This is a genomic window from Methylobacterium sp. 1A (assembly GCF_058072805.1).
Genome location: NZ_JBYQVE010000001.1, coordinates 478,548 through 493,054 on the forward strand (window position 1 = coordinate 478,548; position 14,507 = coordinate 493,054).

17 protein-coding genes are annotated in these 14,507 nt (G+C 69.5%); 4 read left to right on the top strand and 13 right to left on the bottom strand.

What is annotated here, in order from left to right; translation table 11 throughout:
• Positions 1–76: 76 nt before the first annotated feature.
• Positions 77–790 (top strand): DNA/RNA nuclease SfsA, encoded by a 714-nt coding sequence (gene sfsA / locus ACX9MN_RS02295; RefSeq protein WP_091924979.1) that lies wholly within the window; start codon positions 77–79, stop codon positions 788–790.
• Here the strand turns inward: sfsA and ACX9MN_RS02300 are convergent.
• The gene (locus tag ACX9MN_RS02300; protein ID WP_100252151.1) at positions 777–1,619 is read right to left on the bottom strand and encodes an FkbM family methyltransferase; all 843 of its coding nucleotides are present in this window, start codon (positions 1,617–1,619) and stop codon (positions 777–779) included. The two genes, sfsA and ACX9MN_RS02300, sit on opposite strands and share 14 nt — an antisense overlap.
• Before the next feature lie 116 nt (positions 1,620–1,735).
• Here ACX9MN_RS02300 and ACX9MN_RS02305 point away from each other — a divergent pair, with 116 nt between their 5' ends.
• A complete protein-coding gene (locus tag ACX9MN_RS02305) occupies positions 1,736–2,500 on the top strand; it encodes an alpha/beta fold hydrolase (protein WP_091679936.1) in 765 nt (254 codons plus the stop codon).
• A 4-nt stretch (positions 2,501–2,504) separates the two neighbouring features.
• Here the strand turns inward: ACX9MN_RS02305 and ACX9MN_RS02310 are convergent, their stop codons facing one another.
• From ACX9MN_RS02310 to ACX9MN_RS02365, 12 genes are all read right to left on the bottom strand, one after another.
• Entirely contained in the window at positions 2,505–3,266 is a 762-nt protein-coding gene (locus tag ACX9MN_RS02310; RefSeq protein WP_042673785.1) for an ABC transporter permease, read from the bottom strand.
• Positions 3,267–3,280: 14 nt separating this feature from the next.
• Positions 3,281–4,216: an ABC transporter ATP-binding protein gene (locus ACX9MN_RS02315; protein WP_042673784.1), complete on the bottom strand. Its 936-nt coding sequence runs from the start codon at positions 4,214–4,216 to the stop codon at positions 3,281–3,283.
• Between the two features lie 171 nt (positions 4,217–4,387).
• A complete protein-coding gene (locus ACX9MN_RS02320) occupies positions 4,388–4,639 on the bottom strand; it encodes a hypothetical protein (protein ID WP_056525243.1) in 252 nt (83 codons plus the stop codon).
• 273 nt (positions 4,640–4,912) lie between these two features.
• The gene (locus ACX9MN_RS02325) at positions 4,913–5,239 is read right to left on the bottom strand and encodes a hypothetical protein (RefSeq protein WP_100252152.1); all 327 of its coding nucleotides are present in this window, start codon (positions 5,237–5,239) and stop codon (positions 4,913–4,915) included.
• 300 nt (positions 5,240–5,539) lie between these two features.
• A complete protein-coding gene (locus ACX9MN_RS02330) occupies positions 5,540–5,857 on the bottom strand; it encodes a hypothetical protein (RefSeq protein ID WP_447680647.1) in 318 nt (105 codons plus the stop codon).
• A 261-nt stretch (positions 5,858–6,118) separates the two neighbouring features.
• The gene (locus ACX9MN_RS02335; RefSeq protein WP_020093409.1) at positions 6,119–6,502 is read right to left on the bottom strand and encodes an SUF system Fe-S cluster assembly protein; all 384 of its coding nucleotides are present in this window, start codon (positions 6,500–6,502) and stop codon (positions 6,119–6,121) included.
• 50 nt (positions 6,503–6,552) lie between these two features.
• A complete protein-coding gene (locus tag ACX9MN_RS02340; protein WP_489723638.1) occupies positions 6,553–7,797 on the bottom strand; it encodes a cysteine desulfurase in 1,245 nt (414 codons plus the stop codon).
• Positions 7,798–8,000: 203 nt separating this feature from the next.
• Positions 8,001–9,323: a SufB/SufD family protein gene (locus tag ACX9MN_RS02345; protein WP_100252155.1), complete on the bottom strand. Its 1,323-nt coding sequence runs from the start codon at positions 9,321–9,323 to the stop codon at positions 8,001–8,003.
• A gap of 3 nt (positions 9,324–9,326) precedes the next feature.
• A complete protein-coding gene (gene sufC, locus ACX9MN_RS02350) occupies positions 9,327–10,079 on the bottom strand; it encodes a Fe-S cluster assembly ATPase SufC (protein ID WP_020093412.1) in 753 nt (250 codons plus the stop codon).
• A gap of 15 nt (positions 10,080–10,094) precedes the next feature.
• Positions 10,095–10,334, bottom strand: a complete 240-nt coding sequence (locus ACX9MN_RS02355) for a cytoplasmic protein (RefSeq protein WP_100252156.1) — start codon at positions 10,332–10,334, stop codon at positions 10,095–10,097.
• Positions 10,335–10,359: 25 nt separating this feature from the next.
• Positions 10,360–11,829, bottom strand: coding sequence for a Fe-S cluster assembly protein SufB (gene sufB / locus ACX9MN_RS02360; protein ID WP_331297408.1), 1,470 nt, complete (start codon positions 11,827–11,829; stop codon positions 10,360–10,362).
• 68 nt (positions 11,830–11,897) lie between these two features.
• Positions 11,898–13,067: a cysteine desulfurase family protein gene (locus tag ACX9MN_RS02365; RefSeq protein WP_020093415.1), complete on the bottom strand. Its 1,170-nt coding sequence runs from the start codon at positions 13,065–13,067 to the stop codon at positions 11,898–11,900.
• Positions 13,068–13,340: 273 nt separating this feature from the next.
• Here ACX9MN_RS02365 and ACX9MN_RS02370 point away from each other — a divergent pair, with 273 nt between their 5' ends.
• Together ACX9MN_RS02370 and ACX9MN_RS02375 are read left to right on the top strand one after the other, a co-directional pair.
• Positions 13,341–13,997, top strand: coding sequence for an alpha/beta hydrolase (locus ACX9MN_RS02370; RefSeq protein ID WP_010686946.1), 657 nt, complete (start codon positions 13,341–13,343; stop codon positions 13,995–13,997).
• Positions 13,998–14,082: 85 nt separating this feature from the next.
• A complete protein-coding gene (locus ACX9MN_RS02375) occupies positions 14,083–14,469 on the top strand; it encodes a response regulator (RefSeq protein ID WP_026604970.1) in 387 nt (128 codons plus the stop codon).
• Positions 14,470–14,507: the final 38 nt, after the last annotated feature.

Here is a 14,507-nt window from a genome sequence, read left to right on the forward strand (position 1 = left end):
GAACTCTGGCGTCGGGCGGGTCCTGCAGGCAGATAGCGCGACCGCGGCCCGCGACTACGTGAACCCCGAGGATCCCATGCAGTTCGCCGCGTCGCTGGTGCCGGGACGGCTCGTGCAGCGCTACAAGCGCTTCCTCGCCGATATCGACACCGATGACGGCCGCGTCACCGTTCACTGCCCCAATCCCGGAGCCATGCTCGGGCTCAATACGCCGGGCGCGCGCGTGCTGCTGTCGCGCTCGAGCAACCCCGCGCGCAAGCTGCCGCTCACCTGGGAACTGGTGGAGGCCGACCTCCCCGGCGGGGCGCAGTGGGTCGGCATCAACACGATGCGGCCGAACGCGCTCGTGGCCGAGGCCTTCCGGGCCGGCGCGATCGCGGCGCTCGACGGCCACGACGCGCTGAGGCCCGAGGTGCGCTACGCCGCGGCCAGCCGGGTCGACTTCCTCGCGAGCGGCGCGGCTACGGGGCCATGCCACGTCGAGGTCAAGAACTGCCACCTGATGCGGCGGGCGGGCCTGGCCGAGTTCCCGGACTGCAAGGCGGCCCGCAGCGCCCGGCACATGCGCGACCTGGCGCAGGTCGTGGCCGAGGGCGGTCGCGCGCTGGTGGTCATCGTCGTGCAGATGCGGGCCGAGGCCTTCGACGTCGCCCGGGACATCGATCCCGCCTTCGACCGGGCGTTCCGCGAAGCGCGCGCGGCGGGCGTGGCGGTCCGCGCCTATCGCTGCGCCGTCGCGCCGGAGGGCGTCGCCATCGCCGAGGAGATCCCGGTGATCACGCCGGCCTGACGGCGCCGCGCTCGAACATCAGGTTGAGACGCGAGCGCGCGATCTCGCGGTAGCCGTAGCGCCCCAGATGCCGCAGCAGGTCGAGCTGCCACTGGCCGGTGCCGTTCTCGACCAGCAGGATCCGCGGCAGGAGCGCGTCCGGCGCCTCGCGGAGGAACGGCTCGAGGATCAGGTCCTCGGCTCCCTCGACGTCGAGCTTGATGGCGTCGACGCGGTCGAGGCCCTCGCTGCGCAGCAGGTCGAGGAGCGTCACCGCCGGCACGGTGATCCGCGCGCCCTCGTTGGTGCCGACGATGCGCAGGCTCGACTCGCCGCGGTTGCGCGGATCGATGAACAGGGTCAGCTCGCCGGCCTTGTCGGCCACCGCGCAGGCGACCGCCTTGACGGTGTGGAACGGGTTCTGGGCGATGTTGTAGGTCAGGCGGTCGAACACGTCCGGCTGCGGCTCGACGGCGACGATCCGCGCCCCCGGCCCCGAGAACGCGGCCACGCAGAGGGCGTAGGCGCCGACATTGGCGCCGATGTCGAGGAACACGCAGTCCCGCGGCAGGCGCTCCTGCAGCAGCGCCCGCTCCTCCGGGTCGAAGAACTGCGGGGTGAAGAGCACCTTCTTCTCGCAGTTGTTGTTGTACGGGTGCAGCCGCATCCGCGCGCCGTAGCGGGTCACGTCGAGGGGCCTGCCCCCGAGGCGCGCGATCGCGATCCGGCGCAGGAACAGCGCGAGGCGCCGCCCGTACCAGGACTCGGCCGGGATCCGGTTCGTGCGGCGGGTGATCGCCGCCACGAGGCCGGACGGTTCGTAGGTGCCGTAGGGCTGCGTGTCCGTCATGACCGGGGCGGTTTGCCAGCCGGCGCTCCGACCCGCAAGCGGATCGATCCGCGTTGCTCCCGCGCGCCCGGGTGGTCTAAGCCGTGGCCGAGCTTGATGAACACAGGTTGCGTGGCATGGAGACCTTCAATTCCGACGGCGTGCGGATCGCCTATATCGACGTCCCGCCGGCGGACGGTCCGGGCAAGCCGATCCTGCTGATCCACGGATTCGCGTCGAACCACGCGGTCAACTGGGTCAACACCCAGTGGGTGAAGGCCCTGACCCAGGCCGGCTACCGCGCGATCGCGCTGGACAACCGCGGCCACGGCGAGAGCGAGAAGCTCTACGATCCGGCCGCCTACAGCTCCGAGGCCATGGCCGGCGACGCGGTCCGGCTCCTCGACCATCTCGGGATCGGGCGCGCCCACGTCATGGGCTACTCGATGGGCGGGCGGATCACCGCGCATCTCGCGCTCGACCACGCGGACCGGGTGCGCTCGGCCCTGATCGGCGGCCTCGGGATGCACCTGATCGAGGGCAAGGGCCTGCCCTCCGGCATCGCCGAGGCCCTGGAGGCGCCCGCCGGGACGCCCGCGCCCAACCCCACGGCGGCGGCCTTCCGGATGTTCGCCGAGCAGACCCGGAGCGACCTGCGGGCGCTCGCCGCCTGCATGCGCGGCTCGCGCCAGACGCTCAGCCGGGGCGAGCTCGCGCAGATCGAGGTGCCGGTCCTGGTCTCGGTCGGGACCCTCGACACGGTCGCGGGCTCGGGGCCGGCCCTCGCCGCCCTGATCCCGGACGCCCGGGCGCTCGAGATCGAGGGCAAGGACCACTCCACGGCGGTCGGCGCCAAGCCGCACCGGGACGGGGTGCTGGCCTTCCTGGCCGCGCAGCCCTGAGGCCTCAGCTCTTCAGCCGGTAGCCCGTGCGGAAGATGTAGGTCACGAGGCCGAGGCAGATCACCAGGAACAGCGCGGTCATGCCGAGGCTGACCGCGATGTTCACGTCCGCCTTGCCGAAGAACGCCCAGCGGAACCCACTGATCAGGTACACGACCGGGTTCAGCAGGCTCACCGCGTGCCAGAACGGCGGCAGCATGCTGATCGCGTAGAAGCTGCCGCCCAGGAAGGTCAGCGGGGTCACGACGAGGAGCGGGACCAGCTGCAGCTTCTCGAACCCGTCCGCCCACAGGCCGATGACGAAGCCGAACAGGCTGAACGTCACCGCGGTGAGCAGCAGGAACCCGATCATCCAGAGCGGGTGGTCGATCCGCAGCGGCACGAACAGGGCCGAGGTGGCCAGGATGATCAGCCCGATCAGGATCGACTTCGAGGCCGCGGCGCCGACGAAGCCCAGCACCACCTCCAGCGGCGAGATCGGCGCCGACAGGATCTCGTAGATCGTGCCGGCGAAGCGCGGGAAGTAGATGCCGAACGAGGCGTTGGAGATGCTCTGCGTCAGCAGCGAGAGCATGATCAGGCCGGGCACGATGAACAGCCCGTAGGGCACGTCGTCGACCGCCGAGACCCGGGAGCCGATCGCCGCGCCGAACACCACGAAGTACAGGGTCGTCGAGATGACCGGGGCCAGGATGCTCTGCCCGGCGGTGCGCCAGAAGCGTCCCATCTCGAACAGGTAGATGGCCCGGATCGCCGGCCAGTTCATGCTGAACGCCGCGCTCATGGCTGTGCCCTCTCCTCGCGCACGAGGCCGACGAAGATGTCCTCCAGCGAGCTCTGCTCGGTGTGGAGGTCGTTGAAGCGGATGCCCGCCGCCGCGAGGCCGGTCAGGAGCCCGGTGATGCCGGTGCGCTCGGCGCGGGTGTCGTAGGTGTAGACCAGCTCGGTCCCCTCCCCGCCGAGCGCCAGGCCGTAATCGGCGAGTTCCGGCGGTACCGCGGCGATCGGCTGCTGGAGGTGGAGCGTCAGCTGCTTGCGCCCGAGCTTGCGCATCAGCGCGGCCTTCTCCTCCACGAGGATGATCTCGCCCCGGCGGATCACGCCGATGCGGTCGGCCATCTCCTCGGCCTCCTCGATGTAGTGGGTGGTGAGGATGACGGTGACGCCCTGCTGGCGCAGGTCGCGCACGAGGCGCCACATGTCCTGGCGCAGCTCCACGTCGACGCCCGCCGTGGGCTCGTCGAGGAACAGCACCCGGGGCTCGTGCGACAGCGCCTTGGCGATGAGCACCCGCCGCTTCATGCCGCCCGACAGGGTCATCAGCCGGCTGTCGCGCTTGTCCCAGAGGGACAGCGCCCGGAGGATCCGCTCGATATGCCCGGGATCCGGCCGCAGCCCGAACAGGCCGCGGGAGAAGCTCACGGTGTTCAGCACCGTCTCGAAGGCGTCGGTGGTGAGTTCCTGCGGGACGAGCCCGATGGCCCGGCGCGCGGCACGGTAATCCGCCGCGATATCGTGGCCGTCGACCAGGACGGTCCCCGCACTCGCGGTGACGATCCCGCAGACGATGTTGATGAGCGTGGATTTGCCCGCTCCGTTCGGACCGAGCAGCGCGAAGATCTCGCCGCGCTCAATGGCGAGGTCGATGTCACGCAGGGCTGTGAAGCCGGACGTGTAGGTCTTCGACAGCTTCGAGATGGAGATGATCGGCATCAGAGCCTGGTGCGAGCGGGAGCGTGCACGGGTCCGGCAGCTATGCTCAGGCGCCGGACACGCGAGGGGCCGGCCGAGCGGGACGCCTCCGGCGGCGGGCGCCCCTATAGCATGGTGAATGACCGGCGCTGACCGAGCCCGTGTGCGCCACCGCACCGCGAGGGCGCCCGCCGCTCACCGGCGGCCGAGGCGCTCCGCCAGCGCGAGGCACTCCTTGCGGAGTTCCGGATCCTCGATGCGCGAGAACGCGGTCAGCAGGGCGGCGCATTCCGCGGCGCTCGGGCCGCCGGCTGCCGGGGACCCCGGCGGCCCGCGGAAGATCGAGACCGGGACGTTCAGCGCGTGGGCGATCTGGCGAAGCAGCACTTCCCGCTCGTGAGCGGAGTTCGCCGTGCCGTCGAGATCGAATCCGCCCGCGTCCGTCATGATCTCTTCGAAACCAGTCCTTCGGCCGAGCTCGGATGCACGGGATGCCCACAGACGCTGCTCACGCGGCGCGCGGCACGACCATCCACACTTTCTCGGCGGGTGCAACCTACCGTTATGGTATCAGCTTGGCAGGGCCGCACTGTCCAGAACGCGCGGACAGCCACCCCGGACCGAGATCTTGTGCCGCTCATCTGTAATCGGCGAAGTCGGTTCAGCCTCCGTTCCGAATCAACATCCAGAAATACAATTGCCGGTAGCATGGTTCCGGCGCTAGGCCGCTCGCCGAAGCGTGATCAGCGCGGCCAGACCGACAAGCGTCGCCGCACCGAGGATCCGGCGCCAGGGATTCACGCCGCGCAGGAGCTCGTCAATCGCCCACCATGTCAGCGCGATGTCGGCCCCGAAGGACAGAGCGGAGGCCGGCAGCCAGGGGGCCAGCTCTCCCCTGTCCCGAGCCAGCCAGGCCGCGAGGCTCAGGCCCGCGAAGAGCCAGAGCGGCAGGTTCGGCCACTGCGCCACGGTGATCGCGCCGGTGGTCCTGTCGCGAAACATCCAGTCGACGGCCCGCCCGAAGGTTGTGCGCGGACGTGGAGACATGGCTCGAACCTTCGTGAGCTCCGGCCGGCGCAGATCGTGCCGCCCCGCCGGACCAGAATGAGCCGACGGCTCCGGAAGAGGCCTTAACACATCGGTAACGTTAGCGAACGGAAACCGTCGGTAAATCCCTAACGGATCCTGAAAGGACTCGCGAAAAATTCGTTAATCTGGTGATCATCGGTCATCGGAACGGCGGCCAACCAGCCGAACATCGAGGATCGATCATGAGCGCCCGTCTCGAAGACCTGAAGTTCATGCTGACGCTCAGCGCCGTGGTCCTGCTCGGCAGCGGCCTCGACGTCATCCTGCGCTGATCGCGCCAATCAACCCGGCGCGCGGCGCCGCGCCGCCGGACGTGAAGGCGCGTCCGAGCGCCGCGCGGGCGGCCGACGGCCGAGCCTCCGGAGCACCGCCCCGGCCGGTCGTGTACGGGACGGCGATCAGCCGCGCGGCAGCGTCCGCGGGACGGCGCATCCCCCCTATCTCGACAATCGGGATCTGTCCGGAGCGAAGGAAGCTCCGCAAGTCCGCGGCCCGCGCCCGCCGCTCCGTCCGCATCTTGAGCACGGCGATCACGAGGCCGGCCAGCCCGGCCGCCTCCAAGAACGCCGCGACCACGTAGCCCGCAGCCATCCGCTTCCACCAACTGTATCGAGGAGAGGCCGCCCTCGCGGCGGCCGCCACCGATCTGCGGGGTCATGGTTAGCGGGGCCTTAACGGCTGCGTAGAAGTCCGCAGATCGCGCCGGCGTCGACACTCGCCGCCCGCGACCGGGGCGCGGTGCGAGCCTTTCCCGTGCAGCGATAATCGGGCGCCGCGCAGGGTCCGCGCGTCGCGCCCGGGAGTCCCTTCGGGAAGCCGTGACGCTCCGCGGGGGCGCTACCACATGTCGAGGGCGACGCGGGCCTCGTCGGACATGCGGCTCTGGTCCCACGGCGGGTCGAAGACCATGGTCACCGCGCAGGACTGGACCCCCGGCACGGCGGACACCGCGTTCTCGACCCAGCCGGGCATCTCGCCCGCGACCGGGCAGCCGGGCGCCGTGAGGGTCATGTCGATCGCGACGACGCGATCGTCGCCGATATCGACCTTGTAGATCAGGCCGAGCTCGTAGATGTCGGCCGGAATCTCGGGATCGTAGACCGTCTTCAGCGCCGCGACGATGTCGTCGGTCAGGCGGTCCAGTTCCGCCTGCGGGATCGTCGAGTCGCCGGCGACGTCGGGGGCGTTCTTGCCGCCCGTGATGGTGGCGTCGGTGCTCATCGCTTCACTCTCCCCGGGCCCGCGCGGGCGGGACCAGCCTCATCCCAGTATCAGGTGAACAGCATTTCTGCTCTGCCGAGCGCCTCGGCAAGGGCATCGATCTCGGCGGTCGTGTTGTAAAGCCCGAACGAGGCGCGGCAGCTCGAGGTGACGCCGAAGCGGTTGAGCAGCGGCATCGCGCAGTGGGTCCCGGCCCGCACCGCCACGCCCTGCCGGTCGATCACCGTGGCGATGTCGTGGGCGTGCGCGCCCTTCATCTCGAAGGCGATCACGCCGCCCTTGCCCGGTGCGGTGCCGATGAGGCGCAGGGAATTCATCGCGCCGAGGCGCTCCTGCGCGTAGGCCGTGAGCTTCGCCTCGTGGGCGGCGATCGCGTCGCGCCCGAGATTCATCATGTACTCGAGCGCGGCGCCGAGACCGACCGCCTCGATGATGGCCGGGGTGCCGGCCTCGAACCGGTGGGGCGGATCGTTGTAGGTGATCGCGTCCTCGCTGACCGTCCGGATCATCTCGCCGCCGCCCTGGTAGGGCGGCAGGCGCTCCAGCCATTCCTTCTTGCCGTAGAGCACGCCGATCCCGGTCGGGCCGTAGACCTTGTGGCCGGTGAAGACGAAGAAGTCGCAATCGAGCGCCCGCACGTCGACGGGCTGGTGCACCGCGCTCTGGGCCCCGTCGAGCAGGACCGGCACGCCGTGGGCATGGGCGATGCGCACGATCTCGGCGGCGGGCGTCACCGTGCCGAGCACGTTCGACATGTGGGTGATCGCCACCATCTTGGTCCGCGGCGAGAACAGCTTCTCGTATTCCTCGACCAGGAAATTGCCCTGGTCGTCCACCGGGGCCCACTTGATCACGGCGCCCCGGCGCTCGCGCAGGAAGTGCCAGGGCACGATGTTGGAGTGGTGCTCCATGATCGAGAGGATGATCTCGTCCCCCTCCCCGATCAGGCCGGCCCAGCCCATCGACGAGGCCACGAGGTTGTAGGCCTCGGTGGCGTTGCGGGTGAAGATGATCTCGTCCGTCGAGGCGGCGTTGAGGAACTGGCGCGTGGTCTCGCGCGCGCCCTCGAAGCCCTCGGTGGCGGCGTTGGCCATGTAGTGCAGGCCGCGATGGACGTTGGCGTAGCCGGTCTCCATGCAGGAGACCATCGCGTCGATCACCTGCCGGGGCTTCTGCGCCGAGGCGGCGTTGTCGAGGTAGACGAGCGGCTTGCCGTAGACCTGCTGGCCCAGGATCGGGAAATCCTTCCGGATCGCCTCGACGTCGTAGGTGGGGGTGAGGACGGGTGCGTTCATGGTCGCGACCTTCCGAAGACTTCGCCGATCCCGGGAACAGCCCTCATCCTGAGGTGCCGGAGCGAAGCGGAGGCCTCGAAGGAGGCCTCCAGCTAGCGTTGCGATCCCCGGATCCCGCCTGTAGGGCCCGCTGCCGCGGTGGCCTCGGGATGGGATCAGGCATCGAGAAGGGCCGGTCCGCGGAGCGGACCGGCCGGGTCCGATCAGCCGCGCGCCTGGAGCCAGGCCTCGATCTCGCCGATGAGCGCCGCGCGGGCGCCCTCGTGCGTGACCGCCTCGACGGCCTCGCCCACGAAGGCCTGGACGAGCAGGCTCTCGGCGGTCGCGCGCGGCAGGCCGCGGGCCATCAGGTAGAACAGCAGGTCCTCGTCCGGCGCACCGCAGGTGGCCCCGTGGCCGCAGGCGACGTCGTCGGCGAAGATCTCCAGCTCCGGCTTGTTCATCATCTGCCCCTCGTCGGTGAGGAGGAGGCAGTCGGACTTCATCTTGCCGTCGGTCTGCTGGGCGGCCTGACGGACGATGATCTTGCCCTGGAACACGCCGGTGGCGTCGCCGTCGATGATCCACTTGAACTGCTCGCGGCCGACGCCGCCGACAGCGGCGTGATCGGCGAGCAGCGTCGAGTCGGCGAGCTGACCCTTGCGCAGCATGGCGGCGCCGTTGACCACGACGTTGGTGTCGTCGCCCGCGACGTGGACGAAGATCTGGTGGCGCGACAGGACCGCTCCGGTCACGAGGTTCACGGTCTCGACCTGACCCTCGGCCTCGACCTTGAGCGACAGGGTCGAGAGCGCGATGGCGGCGTCGCCCTGCTTGTTCAGGCGGGTGTGCCGGAAGGCGGCCTTGGGGCCGACCACCACGTCGAGGGCGTCGTTCGGCTGGCAGGTGAGCCCGTCCGGACCCTCGTGGCTCTCCAGGAGGCCGAACTCCGCGCCCTCGCCGATCTGGACGAGCACGCGGGTCGCCGTCGAGAACGGCGTGTTCCCGGCGCCCACGAAGCGCAGGTGCAGCGGCCGCGCCGGCTTCGCACCGGGCGCCACCGTGATCAGCGCGCCGTCCGCCAGGAAGGCGGTGTTGAGCTGGTAGACCGGGTTCTCCCGGGCCTGCGCCACCGGCGCGAGCTGCTTCAGGTCGACATGCGCCTTCGTCAGCGCCTCGGACATCGGGACGACCGTGACCCCCTCGGGGATCCGGTCGAGATCCGACAGCTCGCGGACGAGATGGCCGTTCACGAAGGTCAGGCGCGCGGCCTCGATGCCGGAGAAGCCCTTCGCCCCCGCGACGGCCGCCCGGGCGGCGTCGAGGCTCGGCGCCTCGGCCGGGGGCGCGGCCTCCGTGATGGCGGCGCGCAGGTCCGTGTACTTGAAGGCCTCGACCCGCCGGCTCGGCAGGCCGGTCGCCTCGAAGAAGCGGAAGGCCTCCTCGCGGGCGATCGCCTTCTCGCTGGCGAAGCTCTGGCGGGCCGACTCGAACAGCTTCGACAGGCCGGCCTCGGCGGGGGAGCGGAGGTTCGTGACGTCGGCCATGGCTCAGGCCGCCTCCCCGGTGCGGTACTCGGCGTAGCCGGAGGCCTCGAGCTCGAGGGCGAGCTCCTTGCCGCCGGTCTTCACGATCTGACCCTTCGACATGACGTGCACGGTGTCGGGCACGATGTGGTTGAGCAGGCGCTGGTAGTGGGTGATCACCAGGAACGAGCGGCCCTGGTCGCGGAGCGCGTTCACGCCCTCGGAGACGATCCGCAGGGCGTCGATGTCGAGGCCGGAATCGGTCTCATCGAGCACGCAGAACTTCGGCTGCAGCAGCGCCATCTGGAGGATCTCCATGCGCTTCTTCTCGCCGCCGGAGAAGCCGACGTTGAGGGCGCGCTTGAGCATCTCCTTGTTGATCTCGAGCTTGTCGGCCGCGCCGTTCACCGCGCGGATGAAGTCCGGGGTCGACAGCTCGGCCTCGCCGCGCGCCTTGCGCTGCGCGTTCAGGCAGGCCTTGAGGAAGGTCATGGTGCCGACGCCGGGGATCTCCAGCGGGTACTGGAACGCCAGGAAGATGCCGGCCGCGGCGCGCTCGTCGGCGGCCATCTCCAGAACGTTCTGCCCGTCGAGCAGGATCTCGCCGTCGAGAACCTCGTAATCCTCCTTGCCGGCGATGACGTAGGAGAGGGTCGACTTGCCCGAGCCGTTCGGGCCCATGATCGCCGCGACCTCGCCGTCGTTCACGGTCAGGTTGAGGCCGTTCAGGATGCGGTTGTCCTCGATCTGCACGACGAGGTTCTTGATTTCCAGCATGTCAGTCCAAGTCCTTCAAAACCATTCGTCCCGCATCGCCCGCAGGAACGCGGCGCTCCCGGCCGGGTAGCCGGAGAGGTCGCCGATCACCGCGTCGATGCCGCACCGGGGACAGAGGGCGGTGCCCTCATCGGCGATCCAGCCCGCGATCTCGTCCGGCGCGAAAACCTCGAGGTAGAAGAAGCACCCGCACAGGACGCTGCTCCGGACCTCGTCGGCGTGCCGCGCGCTGTGCCGATGGGCCGCGCGCAGCACGTCGTCGTCGTATCCGCCCAGGTGGTCAGCCCACCGAGCCTTCCAGGCTGATCGAGATCAGCTTCTGGGCTTCGACGGCGAACTCCATCGGCAGCTGCTGCAGCACGTCCCGCACGAAGCCGTTGACGATGAGCGCGGTCGCCTCCTCCTCGGAGAGGCCGCGCTGCTGGCAGTAGAACTTCTGCTCCTCGGAAATCTTCGAGGTCGTCGCCTCGTGCTCGAAGACGGCCGAGGCGTTCTTCGACTCGATGTAGGGCACGGTGTGCGCGCCGCACTGGTCGCCGATCAGCAGGGAGTCGCAGTTCGTGAAGTTGCGCGCGCCTTTGGCCTTCCGGTGCGCCGAGACGAGGCCCCGGTAGGTGTTCTGCGACCGGCCGGCCGAGATGCCCTTCGAGATGATCCGGCTCGTCGTGTTCTTGCCGAGATGGATCATCTTGGTGCCGGAATCGACCTGCTGCATGCCGTTCGACACCGCGATCGAGTAGAACTCGCCGCGGGAATCGTCGCCGCGCAGGATGCAGGACGGGTACTTCCAGGTGATCGCCGAGCCGGTCTCGACCTGCGTCCACGAGATCTTCGAGCGGGCGCCGCGGCAGTCGCCGCGCTTCGTCACGAAGTTGTAGATGCCACCCTTGCCCTCGTTGTCGCCCGGGTACCAGTTCTGAACGGTCGAGTACTTGATCTCGGCATCGTCCAGGGCGACGAGTTCGACCACCGCGGCGTGGAGCTGGTTGTCGTCGCGCTTCGGGGCGGTGCAGCCCTCGAGATACGAGACGTAGGAGCCCTTGTCGGCGATGATCAGCGTGCGCTCGAACTGGCCGGTGTCGCGCTCGTTGATGCGGAAGTAGGTCGACAGCTCCATCGGGCAGCGGACGCCCGGCGGGATGTAGACGAACGACCCGTCGGAGAAGACGGCGGAGTTCAGCGTCGCGAAGAAGTTGTCGGTCACCGGCACGACCGAGCCGAGGTACTTCTGCACCAGCTCGGGATATTCCTGCACGGCCTCGGAGATCGGCATGAAGATCACGCCGGCCTTCGACAGCTCCTTCTTGAAGGTGGTGGCCACCGAGACCGAGTCGAACACGGCGTCGACCGCGACGCGGCGCTCCGGCGCGATGCCTTCCAGCACCTCGACCTCGCGCAGCGGGATGCCGAGCTTCTCGTAGGTCTTCAGGATCTCGGGATCGATCTCATCGAGCGATTCCGGGCCCTGCCGCTTCGGGGCGGCGTAGTAGTAGATGTCGTTATAGTCGACCTTGTCGTAGGAGACGCGGGCCCACTCCGGCTCCTTCATGGTCAGCCAGCGCCGGTAGGCGTCGAGGCGCCACTCCAGCAGCCACGCGGGCTCGTTCTTCTTGGCCGAGATGAAGCGGACGACGTCCTCGGAGATGCCCTTCTCGGACTTCTCCATCTCGATCGTGGTCTCGAACCCGTACTTGTACTGGTCGAGGTCGATCGAGCGGACCCGATCAATGGTTTCCTGCACAGCAGGCATCAGCGTCTCCTAGGCATCTCCGGCGTCAAGGACCGGGAAGCGTCTGTCGGAAAGCGGGGGGGCGGCGCTCAGGCCGCCTGGCCTCGCCGTCTATATAGGGTCTCCAAGACCCGTTCGAAGGCGTCGAGGAAGCATGCCACCTCCTCGTCCACCGTGTTCCAGCCGAGGCTGACGCGCAGCGCCCCCCCGGCGAGGTCGGAACCGACGCCCATCGCGGCGAGCGTCGCCGAGCGCGCGACCTTGCCCGACGAGCAGGCCGAGCCCGACGACACCGCCACGCCGGCGAGGTCGAGGGCGATCAGGGCCGAGGGCGCGTCGAGCCCCGGGACCGAGAAACTCAGGGTGTTGGGCAGGCGCGGCGCCCCGGCGGCGAACACCACCGCGTCCGGCGCCATGGTGCGCACGCCGGCCTCGACCCGGTCCCGGAGCGCGGAGAGGCGCGCGGCCTCCGCGTCGAGCGCCGCGCGGGCGATCCGGGCAGCCTCACCCATGCCGACGATGGCCGGCAGGCACTCGGTGCCGCAGCGCAGCCGCCGCTCCTGGCCGCCCCCGCGCAGGAAGGCGCTCTCCAGGCTGACGCCCTCGGCCAGGACCAGCGCGCCGACCCCCTTGGGCGCCGCGAACTTGTGGCCCGAGAGGGTCAGCGCGTCGAGGCCGAGCGCCGCCATGTCGAGGGGGATCTTGCCGACGGCCTGCACGGCGTCGCTGTGAACCAGGGTCCGGCCGTGCGCCCGCGCCAGGCCGACGATCTCGGCCAGCGGCTGCACCGCGCCGGTCTCGTTGTTGGCGGCGTGGACCGAGAGGAGCAGGGTCTCGTCGGCGAGAGCACCCAGGCGCGCCTCCAGGGCGGCGAGATCGACCACGCCCTCGGCGGTGACCGGGACTTCCTCGACGGCCGCGTCCGGGAACCGGTGACCGGCCGCGACGCAGGGATGCTCCGTGGCGGAGTGGAGCAGCCGCCTCGGGGCCGCCGCGCCGCCGCGACGGAGGGCGCCCGACAGGACCGCGTTTGCCGCCTCGGTTCCGCCGCTGGTGAAGACGACCTGCTCGGGCTGGGCGTTCACGAGCGCCGCCACCTGGGTGCGGGCCGCTTCGAGGGCGGCCCGGGCCGCCCGCCCCTCCGCGTGGATCGAGGACGGGTTCCCGGGGAGCGTGAGCGCGCGCGCGACCGCCTCCGCGACGTCCGGGCGGACCGGCGCGGTGGCGTTGTAGTCGAGATAGGCGCGTGCCCGGCTCATCCGCGTTCCGTTAAGCCCTCTGCTGCGGCGCGTCACAATTCCTTGCCCGCGCGCCGGCTCGCCGTGCTAAGGCGCGCCGAGACAATGAGATCCCGCCGACCCGGCACGGTCGGCGTGGCAGCCAACGCGGTGCATCGGACGGGTTGTTTAGAACAGTTCTAATCGCCTAGAACTGTTCTAAGACTGCTTTTATGGTGCGCGCGCGACGAGTCAAGGCTGCTGCGCCGCCGGGCCGATAGCCCGGCGGGCGATCTCCGGAGCGAGAGACGAGCGATGCCCGAAGTGATCTTCACCGGCCCGGCCGGCCGCCTGGAAGGCCGTTACCAAGCCCCCAAGAAGCGCGGCGCGCCGATCGCCATCATCCTGCACCCGCACCCCCAGTTCGGGGGCACGATGAACAATCAGATCGTGTACAACCTGTTTTACACATTCGCCAATCGCGGTTTCGCGGCCCTGCGCTTCAATTTCCGCGGAGTCGGACGCAGCCAGGGCTCGTTCGACCACGGCTCGGGCGAGCTGTCGGACGCTGCGGCCGCCCTCGACTGGGTTCAGTCGGTCAACCCGGAGGCGAAGTCCTGCTGGATCGCCGGCGTGTCCTTCGGCTCTTGGATCGGGATGCAGCTCCTGATGCGCCGCCCCGAGATCGAGGGATTCATCTCCATCGCCGCCATGGCGAACCGCTACGACTTCACCTTCCTGGCTCCCTGCCCCTCCTCCGGCCTGTTCGTGCACGGCTCCGAGGACCGGGTCGCGCCCGCCCGCGAGGTCATGCCGGTGATCGAGAAGGTGAAGACCCAGAAGGGCGTCATCATCGAGCACCAGATGGTCGAGGGCGCCAACCATTTCTTCGACGGCAAGGTCGAGGAACTGACACAGACGGTCGACACCTACCTAGACAAGCGCCTCGGCAAGCGCGAGGAGGCGGCCTGACGGATCCGATCCCGCGCCTTGACGGGGGGAGCCCCGGAGGAATAGGGCGCGGGTTTCGGAATTGAGACGCACCTTCGCAGGTCTGATGTCAGATAGCCCGTCCGACCACCCCGTCGTTCTCCTCGTGGAAGATGACGGCCTCCTTCTGATGGAGGCCTCGGACACCCTCGCGGATGCGGGCTTCACCGTCGTCGAGGCGACGCATGCCGACAAGGCGCTGAAGGTTCTGGAGAACCGCGACGACGTCGGGGTCCTGATGACCGACGTCGACATGCCGCAGGGGTCGATGGACGGCTTCGCCCTGGCGCGCCTCGTCGCGCATCGCTGGCCGTCGATTCCCGTGCTGGTGGTGTCGGGCATGGGCACGCCCGGTCCCAACGACATGCCGGAGGGCGCCCGGTTCATCCCGAAGCCCTACGAGCCGACCACCCTGGTCCGGACCCTGCAGGCCTTCATCCGCCGCGCGGCTTGACGCACGGATCCGCTCGGGCTGACACCCGGTCCGGGCCC

Coding starts and splice junctions, on each gene's coding strand:
- ACX9MN_RS02300 (WP_100252151.1), bottom strand. CDS start 1,619: ATGACGGACACGCAGCCCTACGGCACCTACGAACCGTCCGGCCTCGTG.
- sfsA (WP_091924979.1), top strand. CDS start 77: ATGCAGTTCGCCGCGTCGCTGGTGCCGGGACGGCTCGTGCAGCGCTAC.
- ACX9MN_RS02335 (WP_020093409.1), bottom strand. CDS start 6,502: ATGAGCACCGACGCCACCATCACGGGCGGCAAGAACGCCCCCGACGTC.
- ACX9MN_RS02325 (WP_100252152.1), bottom strand. CDS start 5,239: ATGTCTCCACGTCCGCGCACAACCTTCGGGCGGGCCGTCGACTGGATG.
- ACX9MN_RS02320 (WP_056525243.1), bottom strand. CDS start 4,639: ATGACGGACGCGGGCGGATTCGATCTCGACGGCACGGCGAACTCCGCT.
- ACX9MN_RS02340 (WP_489723638.1), bottom strand. CDS start 7,797: ATGAACGCACCCGTCCTCACCCCCACCTACGACGTCGAGGCGATCCGG.
- ACX9MN_RS02365 (WP_020093415.1), bottom strand. CDS start 13,067: ATGAGCCGGGCACGCGCCTATCTCGACTACAACGCCACCGCGCCGGTC.
- sufB (WP_331297408.1), bottom strand. CDS start 11,829: ATGCCTGCTGTGCAGGAAACCATTGATCGGGTCCGCTCGATCGACCTC.
- ACX9MN_RS02305 (WP_091679936.1), top strand. CDS start 1,736: ATGGAGACCTTCAATTCCGACGGCGTGCGGATCGCCTATATCGACGTC.
- ACX9MN_RS02370 (WP_010686946.1), top strand. CDS start 13,341: ATGCCCGAAGTGATCTTCACCGGCCCGGCCGGCCGCCTGGAAGGCCGT.
- sufC (WP_020093412.1), bottom strand. CDS start 10,079: ATGCTGGAAATCAAGAACCTCGTCGTGCAGATCGAGGACAACCGCATC.
- ACX9MN_RS02310 (WP_042673785.1), bottom strand. CDS start 3,266: ATGAACTGGCCGGCGATCCGGGCCATCTACCTGTTCGAGATGGGACGC.
- ACX9MN_RS02375 (WP_026604970.1), top strand. CDS start 14,083: ATGTCAGATAGCCCGTCCGACCACCCCGTCGTTCTCCTCGTGGAAGAT.
- ACX9MN_RS02345 (WP_100252155.1), bottom strand. CDS start 9,323: ATGGCCGACGTCACGAACCTCCGCTCCCCCGCCGAGGCCGGCCTGTCG.